Annotated in this window: 21 protein-coding genes; 9 read left to right on the forward strand and 12 right to left on the reverse strand. The window is 62.3% G+C overall.

All coding sequences use genetic code 11. The features are described from left to right. Positions 1–7: 7 nt before the first annotated feature. Both ACTJK9_RS23880 and ACTJK9_RS23885 read left to right on the forward strand, forming a co-directional pair. A complete protein-coding gene (locus tag ACTJK9_RS23880; protein ID WP_440816693.1) occupies positions 8–817 on the forward strand; it encodes a gamma-carboxygeranoyl-CoA hydratase in 810 nt (269 codons plus the stop codon). Further along, positions 817–2,766, forward strand: coding sequence for an acetyl/propionyl/methylcrotonyl-CoA carboxylase subunit alpha (locus tag ACTJK9_RS23885; RefSeq protein ID WP_440816696.1), 1,950 nt, complete (start codon positions 817–819; stop codon positions 2,764–2,766). Before ACTJK9_RS23880 ends, ACTJK9_RS23885 begins: the two co-directional genes overlap by 1 nt. 39 nt (positions 2,767–2,805) lie before the next feature. On the opposite strand, the gene ACTJK9_RS23890 is transcribed toward ACTJK9_RS23885, so the two are convergent. Beyond that, positions 2,806–3,462, reverse strand: coding sequence for a LexA family protein (locus ACTJK9_RS23890; protein ID WP_039767691.1), 657 nt, complete (start codon positions 3,460–3,462; stop codon positions 2,806–2,808). A gap of 129 nt (positions 3,463–3,591) precedes the next feature. Here ACTJK9_RS23890 and ACTJK9_RS23895 point away from each other — a divergent pair, with 129 nt between their 5' ends. Further along, positions 3,592–3,930, forward strand: coding sequence for a DUF6124 family protein (locus tag ACTJK9_RS23895; protein ID WP_039767517.1), 339 nt, complete (start codon positions 3,592–3,594; stop codon positions 3,928–3,930). A 163-nt stretch (positions 3,931–4,093) separates the two neighbouring features. On the opposite strand, the gene ACTJK9_RS23900 is transcribed toward ACTJK9_RS23895, so the two are convergent. Beyond that, positions 4,094–4,312, reverse strand: a complete 219-nt coding sequence (locus ACTJK9_RS23900; protein WP_143492966.1) for a hypothetical protein — start codon at positions 4,310–4,312, stop codon at positions 4,094–4,096. A gap of 97 nt (positions 4,313–4,409) precedes the next feature. Between ACTJK9_RS23900 and ACTJK9_RS23905 the strand changes: the two genes are divergently transcribed. Continuing rightward, complete coding sequence (locus ACTJK9_RS23905; protein ID WP_440816701.1) at positions 4,410–5,561, forward strand: M14 family metallopeptidase; 1,152 nt, start codon at positions 4,410–4,412, stop codon at positions 5,559–5,561. Between the two features lie 146 nt (positions 5,562–5,707). Then, positions 5,708–6,916 (forward strand): MFS transporter, encoded by a 1,209-nt coding sequence (locus ACTJK9_RS23910; protein WP_440816703.1) that lies wholly within the window; start codon positions 5,708–5,710, stop codon positions 6,914–6,916. A gap of 7 nt (positions 6,917–6,923) precedes the next feature. Here ACTJK9_RS23910 and ACTJK9_RS23915 read toward each other — a convergent pair whose 3' ends face one another. Then, positions 6,924–7,469: a cytochrome b gene (locus tag ACTJK9_RS23915; RefSeq protein ID WP_085612696.1), complete on the reverse strand. Its 546-nt coding sequence runs from the start codon at positions 7,467–7,469 to the stop codon at positions 6,924–6,926. Beyond that, positions 7,466–8,560, reverse strand: coding sequence for a catalase family peroxidase (locus tag ACTJK9_RS23920; RefSeq protein WP_039767523.1), 1,095 nt, complete (start codon positions 8,558–8,560; stop codon positions 7,466–7,468). Before ACTJK9_RS23920 ends, ACTJK9_RS23915 begins: the two co-directional genes overlap by 4 nt. Before the next feature lie 158 nt (positions 8,561–8,718). Here ACTJK9_RS23920 and ACTJK9_RS23925 point away from each other — a divergent pair, with 158 nt between their 5' ends. Together ACTJK9_RS23925 and ACTJK9_RS23930 are read left to right on the forward strand one after the other, a co-directional pair. Next, complete coding sequence (locus tag ACTJK9_RS23925) at positions 8,719–9,225, forward strand: RNA polymerase sigma factor (RefSeq protein ID WP_085612697.1); 507 nt, start codon at positions 8,719–8,721, stop codon at positions 9,223–9,225. Then, positions 9,222–9,974, forward strand: coding sequence for an anti-sigma factor family protein (locus tag ACTJK9_RS23930; RefSeq protein WP_085612698.1), 753 nt, complete (start codon positions 9,222–9,224; stop codon positions 9,972–9,974). Before ACTJK9_RS23925 ends, ACTJK9_RS23930 begins: the two co-directional genes overlap by 4 nt. Before the next feature lie 5 nt (positions 9,975–9,979). On the opposite strand, the gene ACTJK9_RS23935 is transcribed toward ACTJK9_RS23930, so the two are convergent. The 7 genes from ACTJK9_RS23935 to ACTJK9_RS23965 all read right to left on the reverse strand — a co-directional run bounded on the left by ACTJK9_RS23935 (position 9,980) and on the right by ACTJK9_RS23965 (position 16,403). Next, positions 9,980–10,951 (reverse strand): Csu type fimbrial protein, encoded by a 972-nt coding sequence (locus ACTJK9_RS23935; RefSeq protein WP_085612699.1) that lies wholly within the window; start codon positions 10,949–10,951, stop codon positions 9,980–9,982. Beyond that, a complete protein-coding gene (locus ACTJK9_RS23940; RefSeq protein WP_440816707.1) occupies positions 10,948–13,305 on the reverse strand; it encodes a fimbria/pilus outer membrane usher protein in 2,358 nt (785 codons plus the stop codon). The genes ACTJK9_RS23935 and ACTJK9_RS23940 overlap by 4 nt, the downstream gene beginning before the upstream one ends. Before the next feature lie 84 nt (positions 13,306–13,389). Further along, the gene (locus tag ACTJK9_RS23945) at positions 13,390–14,172 is read right to left on the reverse strand and encodes a fimbrial biogenesis chaperone (protein ID WP_085612701.1); all 783 of its coding nucleotides are present in this window, start codon (positions 14,170–14,172) and stop codon (positions 13,390–13,392) included. 24 nt (positions 14,173–14,196) lie between these two features. Beyond that, on the reverse strand, positions 14,197–14,697 hold the full coding sequence (locus ACTJK9_RS23950; RefSeq protein ID WP_064597816.1) for a Csu type fimbrial protein: 501 nt from the start codon (positions 14,695–14,697) through the stop codon (positions 14,197–14,199). 4 nt (positions 14,698–14,701) lie between these two features. Then, positions 14,702–15,238, reverse strand: a complete 537-nt coding sequence (locus tag ACTJK9_RS23955; protein ID WP_064597818.1) for a Csu type fimbrial protein — start codon at positions 15,236–15,238, stop codon at positions 14,702–14,704. 20 nt (positions 15,239–15,258) lie between these two features. Further along, positions 15,259–15,792, reverse strand: coding sequence for a Csu type fimbrial protein (locus tag ACTJK9_RS23960; RefSeq protein ID WP_085612702.1), 534 nt, complete (start codon positions 15,790–15,792; stop codon positions 15,259–15,261). Positions 15,793–15,893: 101 nt separating this feature from the next. Beyond that, positions 15,894–16,403: a Csu type fimbrial protein gene (locus ACTJK9_RS23965; protein ID WP_440816746.1), complete on the reverse strand. Its 510-nt coding sequence runs from the start codon at positions 16,401–16,403 to the stop codon at positions 15,894–15,896. A 287-nt stretch (positions 16,404–16,690) separates the two neighbouring features. On the opposite strand from ACTJK9_RS23965, the gene zapE reads away from it, so the two are divergent. Together zapE and ACTJK9_RS23975 are read left to right on the forward strand one after the other, a co-directional pair. Then, on the forward strand, positions 16,691–17,824 hold the full coding sequence (gene zapE, locus ACTJK9_RS23970; RefSeq protein WP_221397694.1) for a cell division protein ZapE: 1,134 nt from the start codon (positions 16,691–16,693) through the stop codon (positions 17,822–17,824). A 62-nt stretch (positions 17,825–17,886) separates the two neighbouring features. After that, the gene (locus tag ACTJK9_RS23975; protein ID WP_440816713.1) at positions 17,887–19,197 is read left to right on the forward strand and encodes a leucine-rich repeat-containing protein kinase family protein; all 1,311 of its coding nucleotides are present in this window, start codon (positions 17,887–17,889) and stop codon (positions 19,195–19,197) included. A gap of 127 nt (positions 19,198–19,324) precedes the next feature. On the opposite strand, the gene ACTJK9_RS23980 is transcribed toward ACTJK9_RS23975, so the two are convergent. Continuing rightward, positions 19,325–20,029, reverse strand: coding sequence for a YebC/PmpR family DNA-binding transcriptional regulator (locus ACTJK9_RS23980; RefSeq protein WP_011335021.1), 705 nt, complete (start codon positions 20,027–20,029; stop codon positions 19,325–19,327). Between the last annotated feature and the right edge of the window lie 125 nt (positions 20,030–20,154).

Below are 20,154 nucleotides of genomic sequence, written 5' to 3' on the forward strand. Positions count from 1 at the left end.
GAACCTCATGAGCGACTTCAACACCCTCGAATTGCAGAGCGATCCACGGGGTTTCGCGACCCTGTGGCTCAGCCGCGAAGAAAAGAACAACGCGTTCAACGCCGAGATGATCCGCGAACTGATCCTGGCGCTGGACAAGGTCGCCAGCGATGCCAGCCTGCGTTTCCTGCTGGTGCGCGGACGCGGCAAACACTTCAGTGCCGGCGCGGATCTGGCCTGGATGCAGCAATCGGCCGAACTCGATTACCACACCAACCTCGACGACGCTCGGGAACTGGCGGAGCTGATGTATAACCTCGCCAAGCTGAAAATCCCGACCGTGGCCGTGGTGCAAGGCGCGGCGTTCGGCGGTGCGCTGGGTCTGATCAGTTGCTGCGACATGGCGATTGGCGCCGATGATGCGCAGTTCTGTCTGTCGGAAGTACGTATTGGCCTGGCGCCGGCGGTGATCAGTCCGTTTGTGGTACAAGCCATCGGCGAGCGCGCGGCGCGGCGTTATGCGTTGACGGCCGAGCGTTTTGGCGGCCAACGGGCGCGCGAGATTGGATTGCTGTCCGAAAGCTATCCGGCGGCCGAGCTTGAACAGAAAGTCGAACAATGGATCGACAACCTCCTGCTCAACAGCCCCGCCGCCATGCGCGCCAGCAAGGATCTGCTGCGTGAGGTCGGCAACGGCGCACTGACGCCGGCCCTGCGCCGCTACACCGAAAACGCCATCGCCCGCATCCGCGTCAGCCCGGAAGGCCAGGAAGGCTTGCGGGCCTTTTTGCAGAAACGTGCGCCGAGCTGGCAAGCCGCAACCAAGGAGCCGCGTTGATGAGCGCACCTGTTCTCACCACCCTTCTGGTGGCCAACCGTGGCGAAATCGCTTGCCGGGTCATGCGTACCGCCAAGGCGCTGGGCATGACCACTGTCGCCGTACACAGCGCCACCGACCGCGAAGCACGGCACAGCCGTGAAGCGGATATCCGTGTGGATCTGGGCGGCAGCAAAGCGGCCGACAGTTACTTACAAATCGACAAACTGATCGCCGCGGCCAAGGCCAGCGGCGCTCAGGCGATTCATCCGGGTTATGGCTTTCTGTCGGAGAACGCCGGGTTTGCTCGCGCCATCGAAGCGGCCGGCCTGATCTTCCTCGGCCCACCCGCCTCGGCCATCGACGCGATGGGCAGCAAATCCGCCGCCAAGGCCCTGATGGAAACGGCTGGCGTGCCGCTGGTGCCGGGTTATCACGGCGAAGCTCAGGACCTGGACACCTTCCGCGATGCTTGCGAGCGCATCGGCTATCCGGTGCTGCTCAAGGCCACCGCTGGCGGTGGCGGTAAAGGCATGAAGGTCGTCGAGGACGTCAGTCAACTGGCTGAAGCGCTGGCCTCCGCACAGCGTGAAGCGCAGTCGTCGTTCGGCGACTCGCGGATGCTGGTGGAGAAATACCTGCTCAAGCCGCGGCACGTGGAAATCCAGGTATTCGCCGATCAGCATGGCAATTGCCTGTACCTGAACGAGCGCGATTGCTCGATCCAGCGCCGGCACCAGAAGGTCGTCGAAGAGGCGCCGGCACCGGGTTTGAGCCCGGAACTGCGTCGGGCGATGGGCGAGGCGGCTGTGCGTTCGGCGCAAGCCATCGGCTACGTCGGTGCCGGCACGGTGGAGTTTCTGCTGGATGCTCGCGGCGAGTTCTTCTTCATGGAGATGAACACGCGGCTACAGGTCGAACACCCGGTCACCGAAGCCATCACCGGGCTCGATCTGGTGGCCTGGCAGATTCGCGTTGCTCGCGGCGAAGCACTGCCGATCACCCAGGATCAGGTGCCGCTCAACGGGCATGCGATTGAGGTTCGGTTGTATGCGGAAGATCCGTCGAATGACTTCCTGCCGGCAACCGGGCGTCTGGATCTGTATCGCGAATCCGCCGCAGGGCCGGGGCGCCGTGTGGACAGCGGCGTTGAGGAAGGCGACGAGATTTCGCCGTTCTACGATCCGATGCTCGGCAAGCTGATTGCCTGGGGCGAGGATCGTGAACAGGCGCGTTTGCGGCTGCTGAGCATGCTCGATGAGTTTGCGATTGGTGGGCTGAAGACCAACATCAACTTCCTGCGGCGGATCATCGGTCATCCGGCGTTCGCGGCGGCCGAGCTGGATACCGGGTTCATTCCGCGCTATCAGGAGCAGTTGCTGCCAGCGCCTGCTGCGCTGAGCGATGAATTCTGGGTGGCGGCGGCGCAGGCTTTTGCGCAGAGCCTGCCGGGGATGGCTCGGGCGGATGATCCCGCTTCGCCTTGGGCGCTTCCCAGCGGTTTGCGTGCTGGCCTGCCACGTGAAATCACTTTGCATTTGAGTTGCGAGGGGCAGGACCGGGCGCTGACGCTCGGTGCTGGCAGTAATGCAAAACTGATCGGCGAACAACTGGTGCTCGAGCACGAAGGGCTGCGTCGGCAGCTGCGGGCGATTCGTCGTGAAGAGGTGCTGTTTCTGCAATGGGACGGCGAGTTGCGACGCGTTGAAACGTATGACCCGATCAGCGCTGTCGACGCCAGCCACAGCCATCAGGGCGGTCTGACGGCGCCGATGAACGGCAGCATCGTGCGGGTGCTGGTGGAGGCCGGGCAATCGGTTGAAGCCGGTGCGCAATTGGTGGTGCTCGAGGCGATGAAGATGGAGCACAGCATCCGCGCACCCCATGCCGGCGTGATCAAGGCGCTGTATTGCCAGGAAGGCGAAATGGTCAGCGAAGGCAGCACACTGGTCGAACTGGAAGAAGCGTGAAAGGTGGATCGATCCTACGCCTGACGAGGATCGATCTGACTAGTATTTGGCCGTTGCCTGAACCACGACACCGATAATTCGGCACTCGTCGGTCAACAAGGCTTTCGGCCAGGTCGGATTGAGCGGCACCAGGTAACGCTGGCCGCCCTCTTCGATCAGCTTGCGGAAAATCGCCTCGTCGCTGTCCGGCCACTGGGCGATCACCAGTTTGCCGGGCTCGGCTTCCAGCGCCGGGTCCACCAGAATCATCATCCCCTCGCCGATGCTCTGCCCGGTGGGCGCGGTCATCGCGTTACCCGTCACCGTCAGCCAGAACGCCGGGCCACGGGCGTGGTAATCCGTCAGTTCGAAACGTCGCTTGTCCTTGGCACTGGAATACGCTGGCTGGCTTTCACGGGCCTCGACCGGCGCATTCCACTCGCTGACCGGATAGCGAAAGTAAGGGTTGTACTTCTGCGCCAGGGGCATTTCGTCGTCCGCATCGATCTGCGGTTCACGAATCACCACCGCGACCTCGAGATACTCCATACCCAGCGCTTTCAGCACGCGGTTCATCTGCGTAATGCCGGGCTCGCGGCGCTTGTTCAGCCAATGGCCGATACCGCCCTGCGACATGCCGACGCGCTCGCCGAGTTCGACTTGAGTGACGTTGAGTTCACTCATTTTGGCCTTGACCAACTCAATCCATTTATCCATGTGCGGCACCATACGTGGACGCCTTCGGCCGACAAAACACATATTGTAGTATTTAAATTCTGGTCACAAATACTGATAGTACTATTCTTGGGTCACGGATTTGAATCGACCAAGGAGTGACCTTTCACCATGAATATCACCAGCAAAGACTTGCCCGACCTGCAAATGGACACCACCTTCACCTCCCCGCAAGGGTGTGCCGCTGCGCAACGGGCGTTGGACTATTACTTGAAACCAGCTGTGTCAGAACCGGATGCAGAGGAACGCTTCTTCGGCGTGAACAGCAACCTGAGTGGCGAAGAATCCCTGGTCCACGCCTCCGACCTGCTGCGATGCGCAGCAGCCACGGCGTTCAAGGCTGCGGATGGCTTACAGGGCGTCAATCGGGATCTGGCGTTTTCGGTCGTGCACATGGTGGACATGGCACGAGCGATGGTCGATCACTCGCTCGATGGCGCGGTTCGCTGAAGACGGGAGTTCGGACGGACAGGAAAGAACTTTCCAATCGCGCAGATAAAAACATTTGACTTGCAAATGATAATGATTATTATTGCAAGCAGCTGGTCGCGAGATCAGTCGATGGGCCAGAGACCTTAGGTCGGTCTTCTGGACTATCTCCTCATCAGGCTAATCACGGTTTTTGACCCGGCTTTTTGCCGGGTCTTTTTTTTGCCAGTTTTCTGGCTTGTGGCTTCAGGCTAATGAAGTCTTTGGGTGCTGCAAATTCGATGGCGCGGATAATATCAAAAGAATATTGCTTGGCAAGCGGACCCCGGCCGCATTGGGGCAAAGTAATGCCAATTAGCACTTGAGAATCAATCGCACAGCCACTAAGCTGCATCCGCGTCACGGAAGACGCCCCCCGCCGCAACCCGCAATTTCCCTCGGTTTCACCCCTGTCTTGCGTGTAAAGTAGCCGCCATAAAAATCATATTCAGGAACCGATTATGACCGTGGCCAAATCCTCGTTCGACATCAGCGCCAACTTCGACAGCGGCAACATCCAAGTCATCGACATCAGCAATCCGCTCAACCCGGTTCTGGCAATTCGGCCAGATACCCGCAGCGCCCATTTCCAGTGGTTCCACTTCAAGGCCAGCGGCCTGCACGTTCATCAGGAACACTGGTTCCGTCTGGTCAACGCCAGTCAGTCCTCCTACAACAAAGCCTGGACCGGCTATCAGGCGGTCGCCTCTTACGATCACGTCAACTGGTTCCGCATTCCGACCCAATTCGAAGGCGACAGCCTGCGCTTCTGCCTCGAAGCCGAGCAGACCCACGCCTGGTTCGCCTACTTCGAGCCCTACAGCCGTGGCCGTCATGACTGGCTGATCGAGCAGGCGCTGACCAAGGCCGGCACCGAACTGCTGGCCACCGGAAAAAGCGTCGAAGGCCGCGGCATTCAGCTGCTGCGCAAAGGCACTGGCGCCGAAGGTCGACGCAAGATCTGGATCATCGCCCAGCAACATCCCGGCGAGCACATGGCCGAGTGGTTCATGGAAGGCGTGATCGAACGCCTGGAACATCATGACGATCCAGTGCTGAACAAACTGCTGGCCAGCGCCGATCTGTACCTGGTGCCGAACATGAACCCGGACGGTGCCTTCCACGGTCACCTGCGCACCAACGCCATGGGCCAGGACCTGAACCGCGCCTGGCAGAACGCCAGTCAGGAAGTCAGCCCCGAAGTACTTTTCGTACAACAGCAAATGGAAAAGTACGGCGTCGATCTGTTCCTCGACGTACACGGCGACGAAGAAATTCCCCACGTGTTCACCGCCGGCTGCGAAGGCAATCCGGGTTACACCCCGCGGATCGAGAAACTCGAAGAACACTTCCGCAGCCACCTGAAGCACACCACCAAAGATTTCCAGACCAAGTATGGCTACACCCGCGATGAACCGGGCCAGGCCAACATGACCCTGGCCTGCAACAGCGTCGGCCAGAAGTTCGACTGCCTGTCACTGACCCTGGAAATGCCGTTCAAGGATCACGATGATGCGCCGAATCCGCTCACCGGCTGGTCGGGCAAGCGCTCGAAGCAACTGGGCAAGGACGTGCTGACCACCATCGCGGACATGGTCGACACCCTGCGCTGATCGCCCCTGAGTTTCGCTTCACAAAAGATCGCAGCCTGTCTGCGATCTTTTTTTTGCGCCGACTTTTACTCAATCAGGTTGCAAATCAAAACCGGATTACTTACCGTCACTCAAGTTTCAAATTGAAACCTGAAAGGATCCGGGACATGAACACTGCAACACTCGATAAAGGTGTCGTACTGCTTTTCTCCATCGCTTGCGGCCTCGCGGTGGGCAACGTTTATTACGCCCAGCCGCTGCTGGATGCGATGGCCGAAGCCTTCGAGATCTCGCCGGGCAGCATCGGCATCGTCATGACCTTGACCCAGGTCGGCTACGGCTTCGGGCTGTTATTGCTCGTACCCCTCGGCGACCTGCTCAACCGCCGGCGGCTGATCGTCACGCAAACACTGTTGTCCGCCGCAGCCTTGCTGATGATTGCTCTGGCCTCGAACAGCACCTGGCTGCTGATCGGCGTCACCCTGACCGGCCTGCTGGCCGTGGTCACCCAGGTGTTGGTCGCCTACGCCGCAACCCTGGCCGTCCCGGCGCAACGCGGAAAGGTTGTGGGCGTGATCACCAGCGGCATCGTCATCGGCATTCTGCTGGCGCGTACGGTGGCCGGCGGTATGGCTGATCTGGCCGGCTGGCGCTCAATCTATCTGCTGTCAGCGGGATTGACGCTGGTGATGGCTGTGTTGCTGTTTCGGGTGTTGCCCAAGGATGAAGGAGCACGACCGACCACGCATTACGTGGCATTGATCGCCTCGGTGTTCAGCCTGTTTCGTGAAGAACCGGTGCTGCGCCAACGGGCGATCCTCGCCCTGCTCACTTTCGCCAGCGCCATGGTGCTGTGGACGCCGATGGTGTTGCCGCTGGCCGCCCCGCCGCTGTCGCTTTCCCACAGTGAGATCGGATTGTTCGGACTCGCCGGCGCGGCGGGTGCACTCGCCGCCGCCAGAGCCGGACACCTGGCGGATCGAGGATGGGGGCAATGGGTCAGCGGTCTGTCGCTGCTGCTGATGCTGGGCTCGTGGTTGCCAATCGCACTCACCCATTTATCGCTATGGGCGCTACTGCTTGGCGTCATCACTCTGGATCTGGGCTTGCAGGCCGTGCACGTCACCAGCCAGAGCATGATCTACAGCGTCCGCCCGGAGGCGCAGAGCCGACTGACCGCCGGCTACATGCTGTTTTACTCAATTGGCAGCGCCTTGGGCTCAATCGCCTCGACGGCCATGTACGCCTGGGCAGGATGGCCGGGCGTCTGCGGGCTGGGTGCCGCAATCAACATGGTCGCGTTGCTGTACTGGTGGCGAACGCTGGGCACCCGGAAACGTGGCGAGGCGGCTTGCGCCCTCGCCACGTCGGACTGACACACGATCAACCGCGATTGCGTCCCCGCAGCATGCTGTCGAGCACCTCGTCGCGGCGCACCCAGCCATGGAACAGCGCCGCCGCCAGGTGCAGCAGCACGGTCAGGAACAGCAGATACGCCAGATACCCGTGAGCCTTGCGCAGCAACGCGAACACCTGCGCATCCGCCGGCACGATCGACGGCAATTGCAGGGACGCGCCGAGCATCACCGGATCCCCCGCCGCGCTGATCATCGCCCAGCCGAGCAGCGGCAATACCAGCATCAGCGCGTATAGCAACAGATGAGAGGCCTTGGCCGCCATCACTTGCCAGCCCGGCAGATCCGCCGGCAGCGGCGGCTGACGGGTGCCCAGTCGCACCAGAATGCGCACGATCACCAAAGCGAGTATCGCGATGCCCAACGGTTTATGCAGGTTGATCAACCATTCATGCCGCGCCGACACCGAGGTCACCATACCGGCGCCGATGAACAACATCGCGATGATCATCAACGCCATCAACCAGTGCAGCAACCGCGCCAGCGGATTGAAATGAGTCGGTTGCGTGCTCATGGGCGAGCCTCCTTTTTGCCGGTGGGCAGTTGGCTGACTTCGCTGGTGCGACGCAGGTAGGAATCGGCGTAACCGGCCGAGCGCGCGGCCAGCAATGGGTCGTCGGAACCCTGGATGCCGGCGGGCAGCACCAACGGATCGTAGTTGATGTCACGGCATTCGCCGCTGAGCTGCGGCTGGGTCTTTTCCAGCACCAGGGTGCCGGCGTTCAACACTTTGCGACCGGCGGGCCAGGTCTTGCTCGCATCGTTCACCGGATCGTCGGCATTGGCCAACGTGATGTTCAACTGAAAACGCAGCGGCCCTTCCGCCAGGCGCTGCACCAGGTCTTTTTCAAGGAAGTCGCTACCTTCAGGCGCGGTCGCACCGGCAGCGTCCTGGGCCAGAGGCGTCATGCTCCAGCGCACCGCTTGCTTCTTGCCGCTGGCGTCCACCAGATAGAACGCGTTGACACTGTTGTAGGTTTCCGTCGCGTAACTGGCCGAAGGTTTGGCGGTTTTTATCCAGGTCAGAAACGGCACGGCTTCCGGGTGGGCGGCAAAAAATGCCGGCACCTTGGTCGGATCCGGCTTGCCCGTGGCGGGATCCGGCGATTGCGCCTGCTGCAACTGATAGAACGCCTCGGGCGTGCCAACCGGGAACACCGGCATGCTGTTCATCCCGGTGCGCCACTGCTGACCGTTGGCCTGAGTGAAACGCAGCGCCAGACTGCGGATCGGTACGGCGCTGTCCGGCGCATACGGACTGCCGGCCGGCAACGCAAAGCGCCCGACCACCGGAGTGCGCGGCTCGTTGAACACTTGCGCGACAGAATACGAGCGAGCCTCGCCGCTGCTCTCGAAATGTCCGATCACGCACACACCTTTGGCGTGATTGCGGCGAAAGCCCGGATGCACGCCGTTGTTCTTTTCCAGCACATCGACCAGCGCTTTTGGCGTCAGGCGTTGTGGGTCAAATGAACCATGAACGTAGGCAAACGCCCCGGCCAGGGCTGCGACTACCACGGCGATTCCGCCAAGACGCAACACCAGGCTCGCGGCACTCAGTGGCGGGCGTTGTGGCCCGCCGGGCGATGAACTGCGATCAACCATGAAGCACTCCAGGGCCATCGGCCACAAGTAGGAAGAATCAGCAAGACGCACACCATCGGGATTTATTCCACGGCCCGGTATTTATTTTTCAGAACGTGGAATAACCTTCCAATGCCGGGCGTCTTCCTAGTCCACAGCGTAGCGACTAGCAGAACTTCATGAGCGAATTCGACGAACAACTGCGAGAAATAATCCCCAGATTGCGGCGTTTTGCCGTGTCGTTGACTCGCAACGGCAGCAGCGCCGACGACCTGGTACAGGCCAGTCTGGAGCGCGCGCTGTCGGGTTGGGGTGACAAACGCGCCGACGGTGATCTGCGCGCCTGGCTGTTTTCGATCCTGTACCGGCAATTCCTCGACGCGCATCGGCGTTCGCGGCGCTATGCGCGGATGCTCGAATTCTTCACCGGCCGCGATGACGCCGAGCCCTCGGTGGAACGCACCGTCATTGCCCAATCGACTTTGAAGGCCTTCGACCGACTGCCCACCGAACAGCGCGCGCTGCTGCTGATGGTGTCGGTCGAAGGCCTGACCTATAAGGAGGTCGCCGAGATTCTCGGCGTCCCCACCGGCACCGTGATGTCGCGCCTGTCCCGTGCTCGCCAGGCCTTGCGCCAGCTCAGCGACGGGGAAATCAGCAGCCCTTCCTTGCGGATACTCAAATGATCAGTCTGCCCCCCAACGAACGTGACCTGCACGCCTACGTCGACCATCAGCTCAGCGAATCCGACCGGCATGTGCTGGAAACCTGGCTCGCCAGTCACCCGGACGAAGCGGCGCAGGTTCGCGCCTGGCAACAGGACGCCCAGCACCTGCGCGCCGCCCTCGGCGGCGCCTTGCAACAGCCGGCCAATCCGGACCTCGATCCGGCGCTGATCCGTCAGCGCCTCAAACGCCAATCGCGCCGCCAGTGGGCCAGCGCGGCGGTGTTGCTGATTGCCGTCAGCCTCGGCGGTGTCGGTGGCTGGAAGGCTCGGGACATGACCGTTTTTCATCCTCCGGCGCCGATGACGGATGCCTTGCAGGCGTACCGTTTGATCGCCCAGCAAGGGCTTCTGCCGGCGGACTACAAGGTCGATGGCGATGGCGACATCCAGCGCTGGCTCGACCGTTATTTCACTCAGGCCAATCGCCTGCCGGACCTGACGTCGGCCGGGTTTGCACCGGTCAGCGGCCGTCTGCTGAGCACCGATGAAGGCCCGGCGGCGATGGTGATGTATGAAGACCAGAGCGGGCACAAGGTCAGTTTCTACGTACGCCCACCGGGACCGAAGAATACCTTTCTGCCCCGCGGCAGCCGCCAGGACGGGGATCTGCAGGCCGAGTACTGGTCCGGCAAAGGCTACAACTACGCAATGGTCAGCCCAACCGATACTCCGGCGGCGAAAATGCTCAAGCAATCGCTGAGCTTCTAGCCGGTTCAGAACCCCACATCCAGCACCACATTGTCCAGATAGGTTCCAGCGGGCGGTGTGGTCTGGTCGGTGTAGATTTTCGCGTTGTAATTGAAGATCTGGCTGCCGGTGCCCAACCCGTTGCCGGGGTTGACCTCGGCATCGCTGCTGGCCCGGCGAGCCGCGCCGACACTGCCCCAACGGGTGGTCCCGGCACTCTTGAAAATGTCGTAGGCCAGATAGTTGCTGCCGGAAATCATCCGCCGTCGTCCGCCAACGCTCAGCGCATTCTGCCCGTCGTTCAGCCCCACTGTGTAGGCACTGCCCTTGGTGCAGGCGAGGTTGATGGTCTGCCCGGTCACCGGGGTGAACGCACTGACCACCGGCGCGCTGCCGAAAGCGATGTTCGGCGCGGTGATGGTGCAATCGTTGGACACCGTCAGGTTGACCGTCAGTGTCGTGGTGCCGCTGTTGATGTCGCGGCCCAGGCAAAGCCCGCCGACACCTATGCCCGAACAATAATTCCAGTTCCAGAAAATGCTCAGGGTCTCGGTATACACGCCGGCCGCCACGTTGCTGCCGATGGTGGTCCCGAAATAGAGCGGAACGGTTTTCGGCACCGTACCGCCGAGCAAGCCGAGGGCGTCGATAATGCCGTTGCGGGCGAAGTCATAGGCGGTGCCACGCGTCAGCGGGTAACTGGTGCTGTTGTTGGCGTAGATCGTGTAACCGATCACGTCGCCGGAGGGCCCGAGCAAACCGCTCTGGGTCGAGGTGACGGTGGCCCAGAAATGATCATTGTTGGTCAACAGCGACAGCAGCGAACCGGTGCAACTCAAGCCTCCGTTCAAGGTGGAACTGGGTTGCGAGGCGGTGCGCACGGCGATCGAACTGATGTTGCCGAACCCGGCCGGCGTGGTGGTCACCACCGAACACAGCGCCTGCGCCAGCCCCGGCAGCAGCAACAGCAGCCACAGAACAAGCCGCGCCCGAATCATTGGCACACCAACGGGCCGATCAGCGGCACTTCGTTCTGCTGCAGATCGACGCTGAATTGCGCCTGGCAGGTCTTGCCGTCCGCGAGAGTCACCCGCAGCGAATTCTGCGCCTGGAGGTTTTCCAGGTAGACCAGTCCGTCCCAGCCGACCACCGTCCGCGTGCCGCTCTGTTCGTGCAGCACGCCACTGCCCAGCGGCAACTCCTTCTGCTGCGCATCCACCAGCACGATGCTCGCGGCAATCACCCGGCTCAGCGGAAACTCCAGCAGATAGCCGCTGCCCCGGCGCACGGCAACGCGCTGTTCGACATTCGGGCTGCGCACGTTGGCCGGCAGGTTCAACGGATCGATTTCGTACTTGCCGCGGTAATAGGCACTGCTCCACGGCACCAGCAAATGGCCGTTGCGGTCGGTCTGGCCGACCTGCTGGTTCTCGTAACGCACCGGAATGTCCGCGTAGCCGTCGGTGCTGACCACCACGAACGCATCGTCGATACGGTTGGCGGCGAATACTTGATCATCCATCCACACCAGCGAGCCGCTGGCATCGGCCCAACGGGTTTCCGCGTCGGACGTGCCATAGACGCCGGCCTGCAATTGCACCGATTGCAGACGCCAGGTCACGTCAGCCTGACGGTAATCGGCGCCGTCGCCCTTGGCGTAGCCCAGATTGAAGCCCACCCCGCCCTCGGACGGCACGGCGCGACTGTAGTTGACCCGCTGCTGCGTCTGCCCGGTCTTGCTGCGTTCGCTGCTGATGGCCAGGCTGCCGCGCAGGTCGAACGGAATCACCAGTTGCGCCTGCACCGCCCAGTTGCTGTCACCGATTTCGCGGTTGGCCGACAGGTAGAAACTGCTGTTGTGCCACAGCGGTTTGCTCCAGCTCAGGTTGAGCAACCGCGTACGGGTTTCGTCCGCCGCGCGTATATCGAAATACCCGACGCCGAGACTGCCCCAGCGTTCGAGGTTGAGGCTCAGTGTCGCCTGTTCACTGCGCCGGCTGAGTGTGGTGTATGGACTGTCCACGACCGTCAGGTCGGCATAGCGGTCACGGCGTTGCAGACGCTGATAGGAAAAGCTGTAGCGCTGGCCGCTGTATTGATAACCGAGGCTCAGTTGCTGACCGCCGTCGCCATCGAAACGGCTTTGACTGATTGCACTGTTGAGTACCCCGAAATTGCCCAGACGCAAGTTGCCGCCCATCCCGCCGAGGGTGAGGGAATCCGCCGCTTCGGCATGACTCTCCAGAGTAAACGTGTCGCTGACGCCGTAGCGCAGACTGCCCGAGGTCACGCCCGGCCCGTAGCTGAAGTCCTTCAGGCCATAATCCCGGCGCAACGTACCGGCAGCCACCGAAAAATCGCTCAGACCCTTTTGCAACAGGCTGCTGGTGACGTAGAACGGCACCGTGGTCGACACCTGCCGGCCCAACGCATCAGTGGTGACCACCACCGCCTCGCCCGCGCCGTTGATAAACGGAATGTTGGTCAGGGTGTACGGGCCCGGCTGCAGGTCGGTGCTGCTGGATTTGTAGCCGTTGATAAAAAGATCCACCGAGGACGGCACCGCCGCTTCCCCGGCGAACTGCGGCAGCGGATAGGTCACCAGATCCGGACGCACCGCAAAATCCCGCGAGAACTGCACACCGCCCAGCCGTACCGAACTGCTCCAGGGCAAGGCGCCGCTGACCACGTCCCCGGCCTCGTAGGTCAGCATCCGTTCATCATCGGAGTAGCGCCAGGTGGTGTCGTAACGCAGATAGCCGTTGTCCAGCGTGCTGACCGCATCCCCTGACAATGTGCGGCGATATTGCCCGGTGTTCGACAACGTGCCCCAACTGTCGAACAGCCGCACCTCGTTCCACGCCGCCAGATAAGTGCCGACGTCGTCGGTGTCATTGAGGTAGAGGTCATAGTTGAACAACGCGCCGAAACTGCTCAGCGCCGGGGTGCGCGGATAAACCTCGCGGTTGCCGATGAACTGCTCCGGCAGCCAGTCCGGCGGCACGTCGAGCAGCAAGCGCTGGCTGACGCTGTCGTAATCGCTGTGCAGGCCCGGCAGGCCGTCGAGATCGACTTCGGCACCGGCCTCTTCCGGCAGCTTCATGCCGGTATCGCGCAATACGCTGGCAGGCAGGAACAGGCGCCCGTCGCGCTGCTCCACCGCCACCACCCGACCGGTATTCATCTGGTTGACCACCAGTTCCAGAAACAACTGTGCATCACTCACGGCCTCCATGCCGCTGGGAGGCGGCGGCAGTTCACCGGCCCCGGATGGATGAATGAACATCAGGCACCACGCGCCGGTCATGAGCCACAACGGACGCTGAATACGGCGAGCCCATCCTGGACTCATTAGCGTGTTACGTCCGTCAATGGACTGATTCCTCCTGAAACCGCTGGCGCCGAAGCCTGATCACTTCGACATGACTCGCTATGGCTATCGCGCCGGCGGAATGCTCTGCACCTTGGCCGCGCCATTGATCCGTCCCGCCAGCTCTCCCGCCACCGGCCCCGGTGCCGGCCAGCGCATCACCGCGCCGGGCAGTACGTAGCCGAGTAATCCCTCGGCCAGCGGTTTGCTTTGACCGCCCTGTGTGATGGCCACATCGGTCAGTCGCGCATGCACCGCGCCCTGATTGCGCACTTCCACATAAGGACGGCCCTCCACCGCCACCGTGCGCCAGCTCAATTGCGGCAGGCCGATACCCTTGGGGTCACGCTGGCGGGCGCTGTCTTCCTTGCTCCACAACCCCGCGCCATAGGCGAACAGTGGCACCGAATAGCGCATCTGGAAGCGGATCGCCGCCGCAGTCTTGCCGTCTTCGGCGACGGGCGGCTGGGCCGAGGGGATTTCATCGATGATGATCCGATACGCCAGCTCCTGGCCTGGCGGCACGTCCTTGGTACGGGTCAGACGCACCAGTTGCTTCTGTCCCGGCTCGATCTTCGCCACCGGCGGGCTGCCGATCACCTCGCGTTGATTGCGGTATTGCTCTTCGAAACCGCTCTGGCTCCAGCCGAACACGCGTATCTGCAGGTTGGCGGTTTCCGTGCCGCGATTTTCCAGCCACAGCGCACTGGCCTGCTGATCGGCCTCCAATACCGGGTCGATCGGCCAGATCAGCACCGAACTGGCAGCCTGGGCCTTGAGCGTCCCGAACATGACCAGCGCCAGCACGGCGCAACACGCGAACGAATAGCGTGACGTGAAAAACCCCATAAACCTGCTCCTTGTCATTTCACATCACCACGACAGCTGCACCTGCAACACATCGCTGTATGTCCCCCCGGGTTGATTGCCCGGTAATTGCACCTGCCCGTAGATCGGCAGACTGATGTTGTTCGCATCGCTGTAGGCCACCGCCACGCTCTGGCCGATGCCCAGGCTCTGGCTGTACGCCGCATCGCGAAACAGCGCATAGGCCACCTTCGCGCTGCCTCCGCTGATCTGCATGCGTCGTCCGCCGCTGTTGTATTGGCCGCCATCGACCGTCATGTTAAGCGCCACCCCCGGCGTGCATTGCAGCGTCACGCCACCGGTCAATGCGACCTGCACCGTGCCGGTGGCAAGCGCCGACCGCGAACCGAAATTCAGCCCGCCATAGTTCGATACGCCCCCCACCACCAGACAGCCCGGTGTCACCGTGGCACTGACTTGGAAGCTCTGACTGGTGACCGCCGCCAACGGCAGCGGCAAGCTGCCCGCACACAGCAGCAACAGCCCCGCACAGCCATGCCGGCCCATGGCGCTAGAACGTCAGTTCAACGGAAATCGTGTCGGTGTACGTGCCCGCCGGCAGCCCGGCCTTGCCGACCGCCTGACCGTAGATGTTCACGGTCTGCGCTACACCGGTGCTGGCCGCGAGGTTGATCACCCCGTCGATGGCCAACAATTGGGAGTGCCCGGCGTCGGTGTACAAGTCATACGGCACGTAATTGGCCACTCCGTCATACAACGCGCGAGTGCCACCCGGCGAGAGCCCGTCATGGGCGCCCGCCCGGACCTTGACCGTCGGCGTGGTGCCAGCCGAGCACAGGATCGACAGCGCCCCGCCCCCGCCGCCCAGCACCTGTCCGGTCGCCGTGGTGAACAGGCTGTTGGCGGTGCCGAAGTTCAACGCACCGAAGTTCAGCCCGGTAGAACCGCCGGAACCGTTGACCTGGCAACTGCTGATCAGGGTCAGGCTGGAGGTGATCTGGCCGGTGACCGTGGTGGCGGCATTGACGCTGGAAGCGAGCGTCAGGCCGAGCAACGACAAAGCTATCCTTGATGCAATCGTACGCATGGTGTCCGTCCTCTACGGGGTTACCAGTCGAGCGTCACCGTCAGGGTGTCGGTATAGACACCGGCCGGTACCGCACGGGTGTTCGCCACCACCGAGCCAAATACCGGAATGGGTATCTGTGCGCCGCTGGTGACAGCGAAATTGTGTTGTTGACCAATGCTGTAGCTCTGGCTGCCGGAGGCATCGAGAAACAGCTGATAGGGAAGTGTCTGGCGCCCATTGCTCAGGCGGCGTGTGGTGCCGTCGCCATGGGTGCCGCCGTCGATGGTCACGGTGAACCCGGTGACCGAAGGGTTACAGGCGACATTGAGCTGGCCGCTGCCTGCTTCGCTGAGGCTGGCCTTGATCGGTGCATTCCAGGTCGGGCCCTGCTGGCCGAAATCGAGTGAGCCCAGCCCGTCTACCGGGCCGGCGGGGCTGGAGGCGTTGGTCACTTCGCAGCCGGCAATCAACGTCAGCCGCGCGACGATCTGCCCACTGACTGCCGCTGGCGCGACCTCGGCGAACATCAGCAGCGTGGCTATGGCGATTACCCGCCCGTGTCTGTCCATCATTGAGCGCCTACTCCTTCAGGATCACTCGAACATTGCGCTCATCACTGAACGCCCTTCCCTGCGCCGCCCGGATCCAGCGGATGGCTGAAAAAACGCCGCGATCACCAGGTGACCGTCACCTTCACCAGATCCGAATACCGGCTGACCCGTGGCACTTCGGCCATCCGTTCGATCCGCCCGTATAGCGGCAAGTCCACCGTGCCGCTGTCCGGCACCCGGCCACTGACCGGCACATCCACCACCAGCGGCACCCGCCGCGCAGGGTCCTGATACAGGCGATAGGGAATCGGCTTGCTGCCGGCCTCTCCCGCCATATAACGCACCTCGCCGACGCCACCGTGCAGGCCGCCATCGACACGCAACTGGTACGGGGTGTCCGGGTTGCATTCCAGACGCGGCAGGCGCGAATTCGTCAGCGCCGCGCCGAGTGGCCCGTCCCGGTCGCCAAGCCGCGCCGTGACGCCGAAATCGAGCACGCCCAGCTGTTCGATACCGGCTTCACGTTGCTGGCCAATCAACTGGCAACCGCGTTGCACATCGACCCGCACCTCGACCTGAAGATCGGCGGCGTGGGCCGGTGCCGCGAGCCCGCCCAGCAATGCCCAGACCATCCCTGCTTTCACCGCCCGCTCCTTGATCGCGACGGCGTATCTGCCGTTACAGTGTTTCAGGTTAGCAACGGACACCGATTGCGCCAGTCGATTGGATCCAGGCAACCGCCGGGATTTGTTTCGAAAGGTTGGCAACAGGTCGATTCATAATGTTGAAAAAACCTGTACATGCCGCAGATTACTGTCCGGGAAAACGATAAAGCGCAGTGGAAGCAAAACTACCCGTCTGGTTACACTACGCCGCCGCGCTCGCGGGGAGCCGGCCCGATGATGACGGAGTGATTGCAGTGCCCGCCCGACCGCCCGAACGTTCGCGTCTGACCCATCGCTGGTCAGCCTTGCGCCGCCTCTTCGGCAAACGCTCCAGTACCGCTGCGGGCCAATGCGCCGCCAGTGCGCAATCGGTGCGTGACTATTTCCGGCAAAAGGCCCACGGCCAGGGCTACACCCTCAGCCACAGCCAGCAGCGGGTCATCGACTGCATGGCGCAGCAGGCCGGCCTGTTGTTCGGCACACCTGCGCAAACCCCGCCCAGCCTGTATCTGCACGGGGCGGTCGGGCGCGGCAAAAGCTGGCTGCTGGACGGATTCTTCGAGGCGTTGCCGATTGCGCAAAAGCGCCGTCTGCACTTCCATGGGTTCTTCGCCCAGTTGCACCAAGGCATGTTCGAGCATCGTGACTGCGACGATGCCTTGGCCGTTACCCTCGATGCGCTGCTGCTGGACTGTCGGGTGCTGTGTTTCGATGAATTTCATGTGCATGACATCGGCGATGCAATGCTCATCACCCGCTTGTTCAAGGCGCTGTTCAAGCGCGGGATCCTGCTGTTGGTGACGTCCAACTACCCGCCCGAAGGCTTGCTGCCCAACCCGCTGTACCACGCGCGGTTCAAACCGGTGATCGACCTGATCAATGCGCGCATGCAGGTCATGGAAGTCGGCGGCCCGCACGATTACCGCAGCCAGGCGCGCCGGCATGCGCACCAGGTGTTCACCCAGGGCTATTACGTCTGGCCGGCCACCCCGGCGCAGCGCCAGGCCTTGAAGCTGCCGCCACTCGGCACCACGCCGTTGTCTCTGGCGGTCGGCAGTCGGCATTTGCAGGCGCGGCTGTGCGAAGACCGGCGCGTCGGTTTCACCTTCAACGACCTCTGCGAACAGCCCACCGCCGTGATGGACTATCTGGAACTGTGCCGGCGCTTCGACCACTGGATCATCGATGAGCTGCCGGAGTTGGGCGAATGTTCGATCGCCGCCCAGCAACGCTTCATCAATCTGATCGACGTGCTCTACGACCAGGACAAACACCTGACCCTGCTCGGCCAGCTCCCGTTGCGTGAAAGCCTCGGCGGCCAGGCGATCGATCTGGCCCGCACCCGCAGCAGGCTCGGGCAATTGCGCGAAGTGCACGAACCGGGCTGATTTGCCGTTATCATGCCGCCCATTTCCGGCGCTCGGGCGCCTTCCAGATAGCGATCCTTTTCATGCACACCCTTGCACAACTGCGCGCCGGCGAACTGTCGGGCATCACCCGGCTCGACCTGGCTGAAGGCCTGACTGAATTTCCGCCGGAGATTTTCAACCTGGCCGACACGCTGGAAGTGCTCAACCTCAGCGGCAATGCCCTGAGCAGCCTGCCGGACGACTTGCACCGCCTGACACGCCTGCGCGTGCTGTTCTGCTCGGACAATCAGCTCACCCGGTTGCCGGCGTGCCTGGGCCAGTGTCAGGCGCTGACGATGATCGGTTTCAAGGCCAACCGGATCACCCAAGTGCCCGGCGCGGCGCTGCCGCCGCAGTTGCGCTGGCTGATCCTGACCGACAACGCCATCGAAACCCTGCCCACCGAACTGGGCGAGCGTCCGCTGTTGCAAAAGCTCATGCTCGCCGGCAATCGCCTGCGCACGCTGCCGCCGTCACTGAGCCAGTGCCATCGGCTGGAACTGATCCGTATTGCCGCCAACCAGTTGACCGTGCTGCCGCAATGGCTGCTGACCTTGCCGAGCCTGACCTGGCTGGCCTACGCCGGCAATCCGCTGGAAACCGAAGCCGATGCCGACGCGCTCAACAACGCGCCCCTGATCGACTGGTCGGCGCTGCAGCTGGAGCAACGGCTGGGCGAAGGCGCTTCCGGGGTGATTTACCGGGCGCAGTGGCAGTCTGCGGACCAGTCGGCTACGCCGGTGGCGGTCAAGTTGTACAAGGGTGAGATGACCAGCGACGGCTCGCCGCTGCATGAAATGAACGCGTGCATCACCGCCGGGATGCACCCGAACCTGATTCGCGTCGAAGGCCGCATCGACCAGCATCCCGATGGTCAGCAAGGCCTGGTGATGCAACTGATCGATTCGAGTTACCGCAACCTGGCCGGACTGCCGAGCCTGGCGTCCTGTTCACGGGATGTGTATGCCGATGATTGCCGTTTCAGTGCCGACGTCGCCCTGCGTATTGCCCGGGGCATTGCCTCGGTCGCCGGGCATCTGCACCGTCACGGCATCACCCATGGCGATCTCTACGGACACAACATTCTGTTGAACGATCAGGGCGATTGTCTGCTGGGGGATTTTGGCGCGGCATCATTCCATGCCACGGCGGACACGCCTGAAACCCGTGCACTGCAGCGCCTCGAAGTGCGGGCGTTCGGGATTTTGCTGGGGGAACTGCTGGCACGCATCGACTCGGGGTTGAGCGATGAACAACGTCAGGCGCTGGAGGCCCTGGAACAGCAGTGCTGTCAGCCGGACGTGCTGGCACGGCCGGGGTTCGGCGAGATCGTTGAGGTGCTGCAACAGTAATGACCGCTGCGCGATCAATCGCGAGCAGGCTCGCTGCCACAATCGACTTGTATCACCCCTGTAAAGGGTCACTGATCAAATGTGGGAGCGAGCCTGCTCGCGATTGCAGCGTTACTGACTCGAAAAATCAGCCGGCCAGACCGACGAACATGTCCTGCACATCGTCATGGTTGTCCAGGCCTTCGAGGAACGCCTCGACTTCAGCCATCTGCTCGTCGCTCAGACCGCTGACCGGGTTCTTCGGCTGGTAGCCGAGTTTGGCCGACAGCACGGTGAAGCCTTGTTCCGGCAGGGCTTTCTGCACGGCATCGAGGTCGGTCGGATCGGTCAGGAACAGGGTCGCACCCTCTTCGCCCGCTTCGAAATCCTGCGCGCCGGCTTCGATCGCGGCCATTTCCGGATCGGCGTCCGGGGTGTCCGGCGACGCTTCGATCATGCCGACATGGTTGAAGTCCCAGGCAACGGAACCGGAAGCACCCAGTTGACCCTTGCGGAACGCCACGCGGATTTCCGCCACGGTGCGGTTGATATTGTCGGTCACGCACTCGACGATCAGCGGCACCTGATGCGGTGCGAAGCCTTCGTAGGTAACGCGATGGTATTGCACGGTTTCGCCCAGCAGCCCAGCACCCTTCTTGATGGCACGGTCCAGGGTTTCCTTGGGCATCGAGGCTTTCTTGGCCTGTTCGACCACCAGACGCAGGTGTGCGTTGGTGGCGGTATCGGCACCGTTACGCGCAGCAATGGTGATTTCCTTCACCAGTTTGCCGAAGATCTTGCCCTTGGCGTTGGCTGCCGCTTCTTTGTGTTTAACCTTCCACTGTGCGCCCATTACTCACTCTCTTGATCTGTGGCGCCGAGACATCTATTGGCCGACGCATGGCGGCAAGTTTATACGGCCTAAAGTCGGCAATCGACCAAAAAATCCGCTGCGGATCGACATCTTCTACGCGCCTT

This window comes from Pseudomonas sp. 22082, assembly GCF_052046055.1.
GTDB lineage: Bacteria > Pseudomonadota > Gammaproteobacteria > Pseudomonadales > Pseudomonadaceae > Aquipseudomonas > Aquipseudomonas pharyngis.

Excerpts from the sequence above, each read along its gene's own strand:
- ACTJK9_RS23880 (WP_440816693.1), top strand. The coding sequence starts at position 8 with ATGAGCGACTTCAACACCCTCGAATTGCAGAGCGATCCACGGGGTTTC.
- ACTJK9_RS23885 (WP_440816696.1), top strand. The coding sequence starts at position 817 with ATGAGCGCACCTGTTCTCACCACCCTTCTGGTGGCCAACCGTGGCGAA.
- ACTJK9_RS23890 (WP_039767691.1), bottom strand. The coding sequence starts at position 3,462 with ATGGATAAATGGATTGAGTTGGTCAAGGCCAAAATGAGTGAACTCAAC.
- ACTJK9_RS23895 (WP_039767517.1), top strand. The coding sequence starts at position 3,592 with ATGAATATCACCAGCAAAGACTTGCCCGACCTGCAAATGGACACCACC.
- ACTJK9_RS23905 (WP_440816701.1), top strand. The coding sequence starts at position 4,410 with ATGACCGTGGCCAAATCCTCGTTCGACATCAGCGCCAACTTCGACAGC.
- ACTJK9_RS23910 (WP_440816703.1), top strand. The coding sequence starts at position 5,708 with ATGAACACTGCAACACTCGATAAAGGTGTCGTACTGCTTTTCTCCATC.
- ACTJK9_RS23915 (WP_085612696.1), bottom strand. The coding sequence starts at position 7,469 with ATGAGCACGCAACCGACTCATTTCAATCCGCTGGCGCGGTTGCTGCAC.
- ACTJK9_RS23920 (WP_039767523.1), bottom strand. The coding sequence starts at position 8,560 with ATGGTTGATCGCAGTTCATCGCCCGGCGGGCCACAACGCCCGCCACTG.
- ACTJK9_RS23925 (WP_085612697.1), top strand. The coding sequence starts at position 8,719 with ATGAGCGAATTCGACGAACAACTGCGAGAAATAATCCCCAGATTGCGG.
- ACTJK9_RS23930 (WP_085612698.1), top strand. The coding sequence starts at position 9,222 with ATGATCAGTCTGCCCCCCAACGAACGTGACCTGCACGCCTACGTCGAC.
- ACTJK9_RS23935 (WP_085612699.1), bottom strand. The coding sequence starts at position 10,951 with ATGATTCGGGCGCGGCTTGTTCTGTGGCTGCTGTTGCTGCTGCCGGGG.
- ACTJK9_RS23940 (WP_440816707.1), bottom strand. The coding sequence starts at position 13,305 with ATGAGTCCAGGATGGGCTCGCCGTATTCAGCGTCCGTTGTGGCTCATG.
- ACTJK9_RS23945 (WP_085612701.1), bottom strand. The coding sequence starts at position 14,172 with ATGGGGTTTTTCACGTCACGCTATTCGTTCGCGTGTTGCGCCGTGCTG.
- ACTJK9_RS23950 (WP_064597816.1), bottom strand. The coding sequence starts at position 14,697 with ATGGGCCGGCATGGCTGTGCGGGGCTGTTGCTGCTGTGTGCGGGCAGC.
- ACTJK9_RS23955 (WP_064597818.1), bottom strand. The coding sequence starts at position 15,238 with ATGCGTACGATTGCATCAAGGATAGCTTTGTCGTTGCTCGGCCTGACG.
- ACTJK9_RS23960 (WP_085612702.1), bottom strand. The coding sequence starts at position 15,792 with ATGATGGACAGACACGGGCGGGTAATCGCCATAGCCACGCTGCTGATG.
- ACTJK9_RS23965 (WP_440816746.1), bottom strand. The coding sequence starts at position 16,403 with ATGGTCTGGGCATTGCTGGGCGGGCTCGCGGCACCGGCCCACGCCGCC.
- ACTJK9_RS23975 (WP_440816713.1), top strand. The coding sequence starts at position 17,887 with ATGCACACCCTTGCACAACTGCGCGCCGGCGAACTGTCGGGCATCACC.
- ACTJK9_RS23980 (WP_011335021.1), bottom strand. The coding sequence starts at position 20,029 with ATGGGCGCACAGTGGAAGGTTAAACACAAAGAAGCGGCAGCCAACGCC.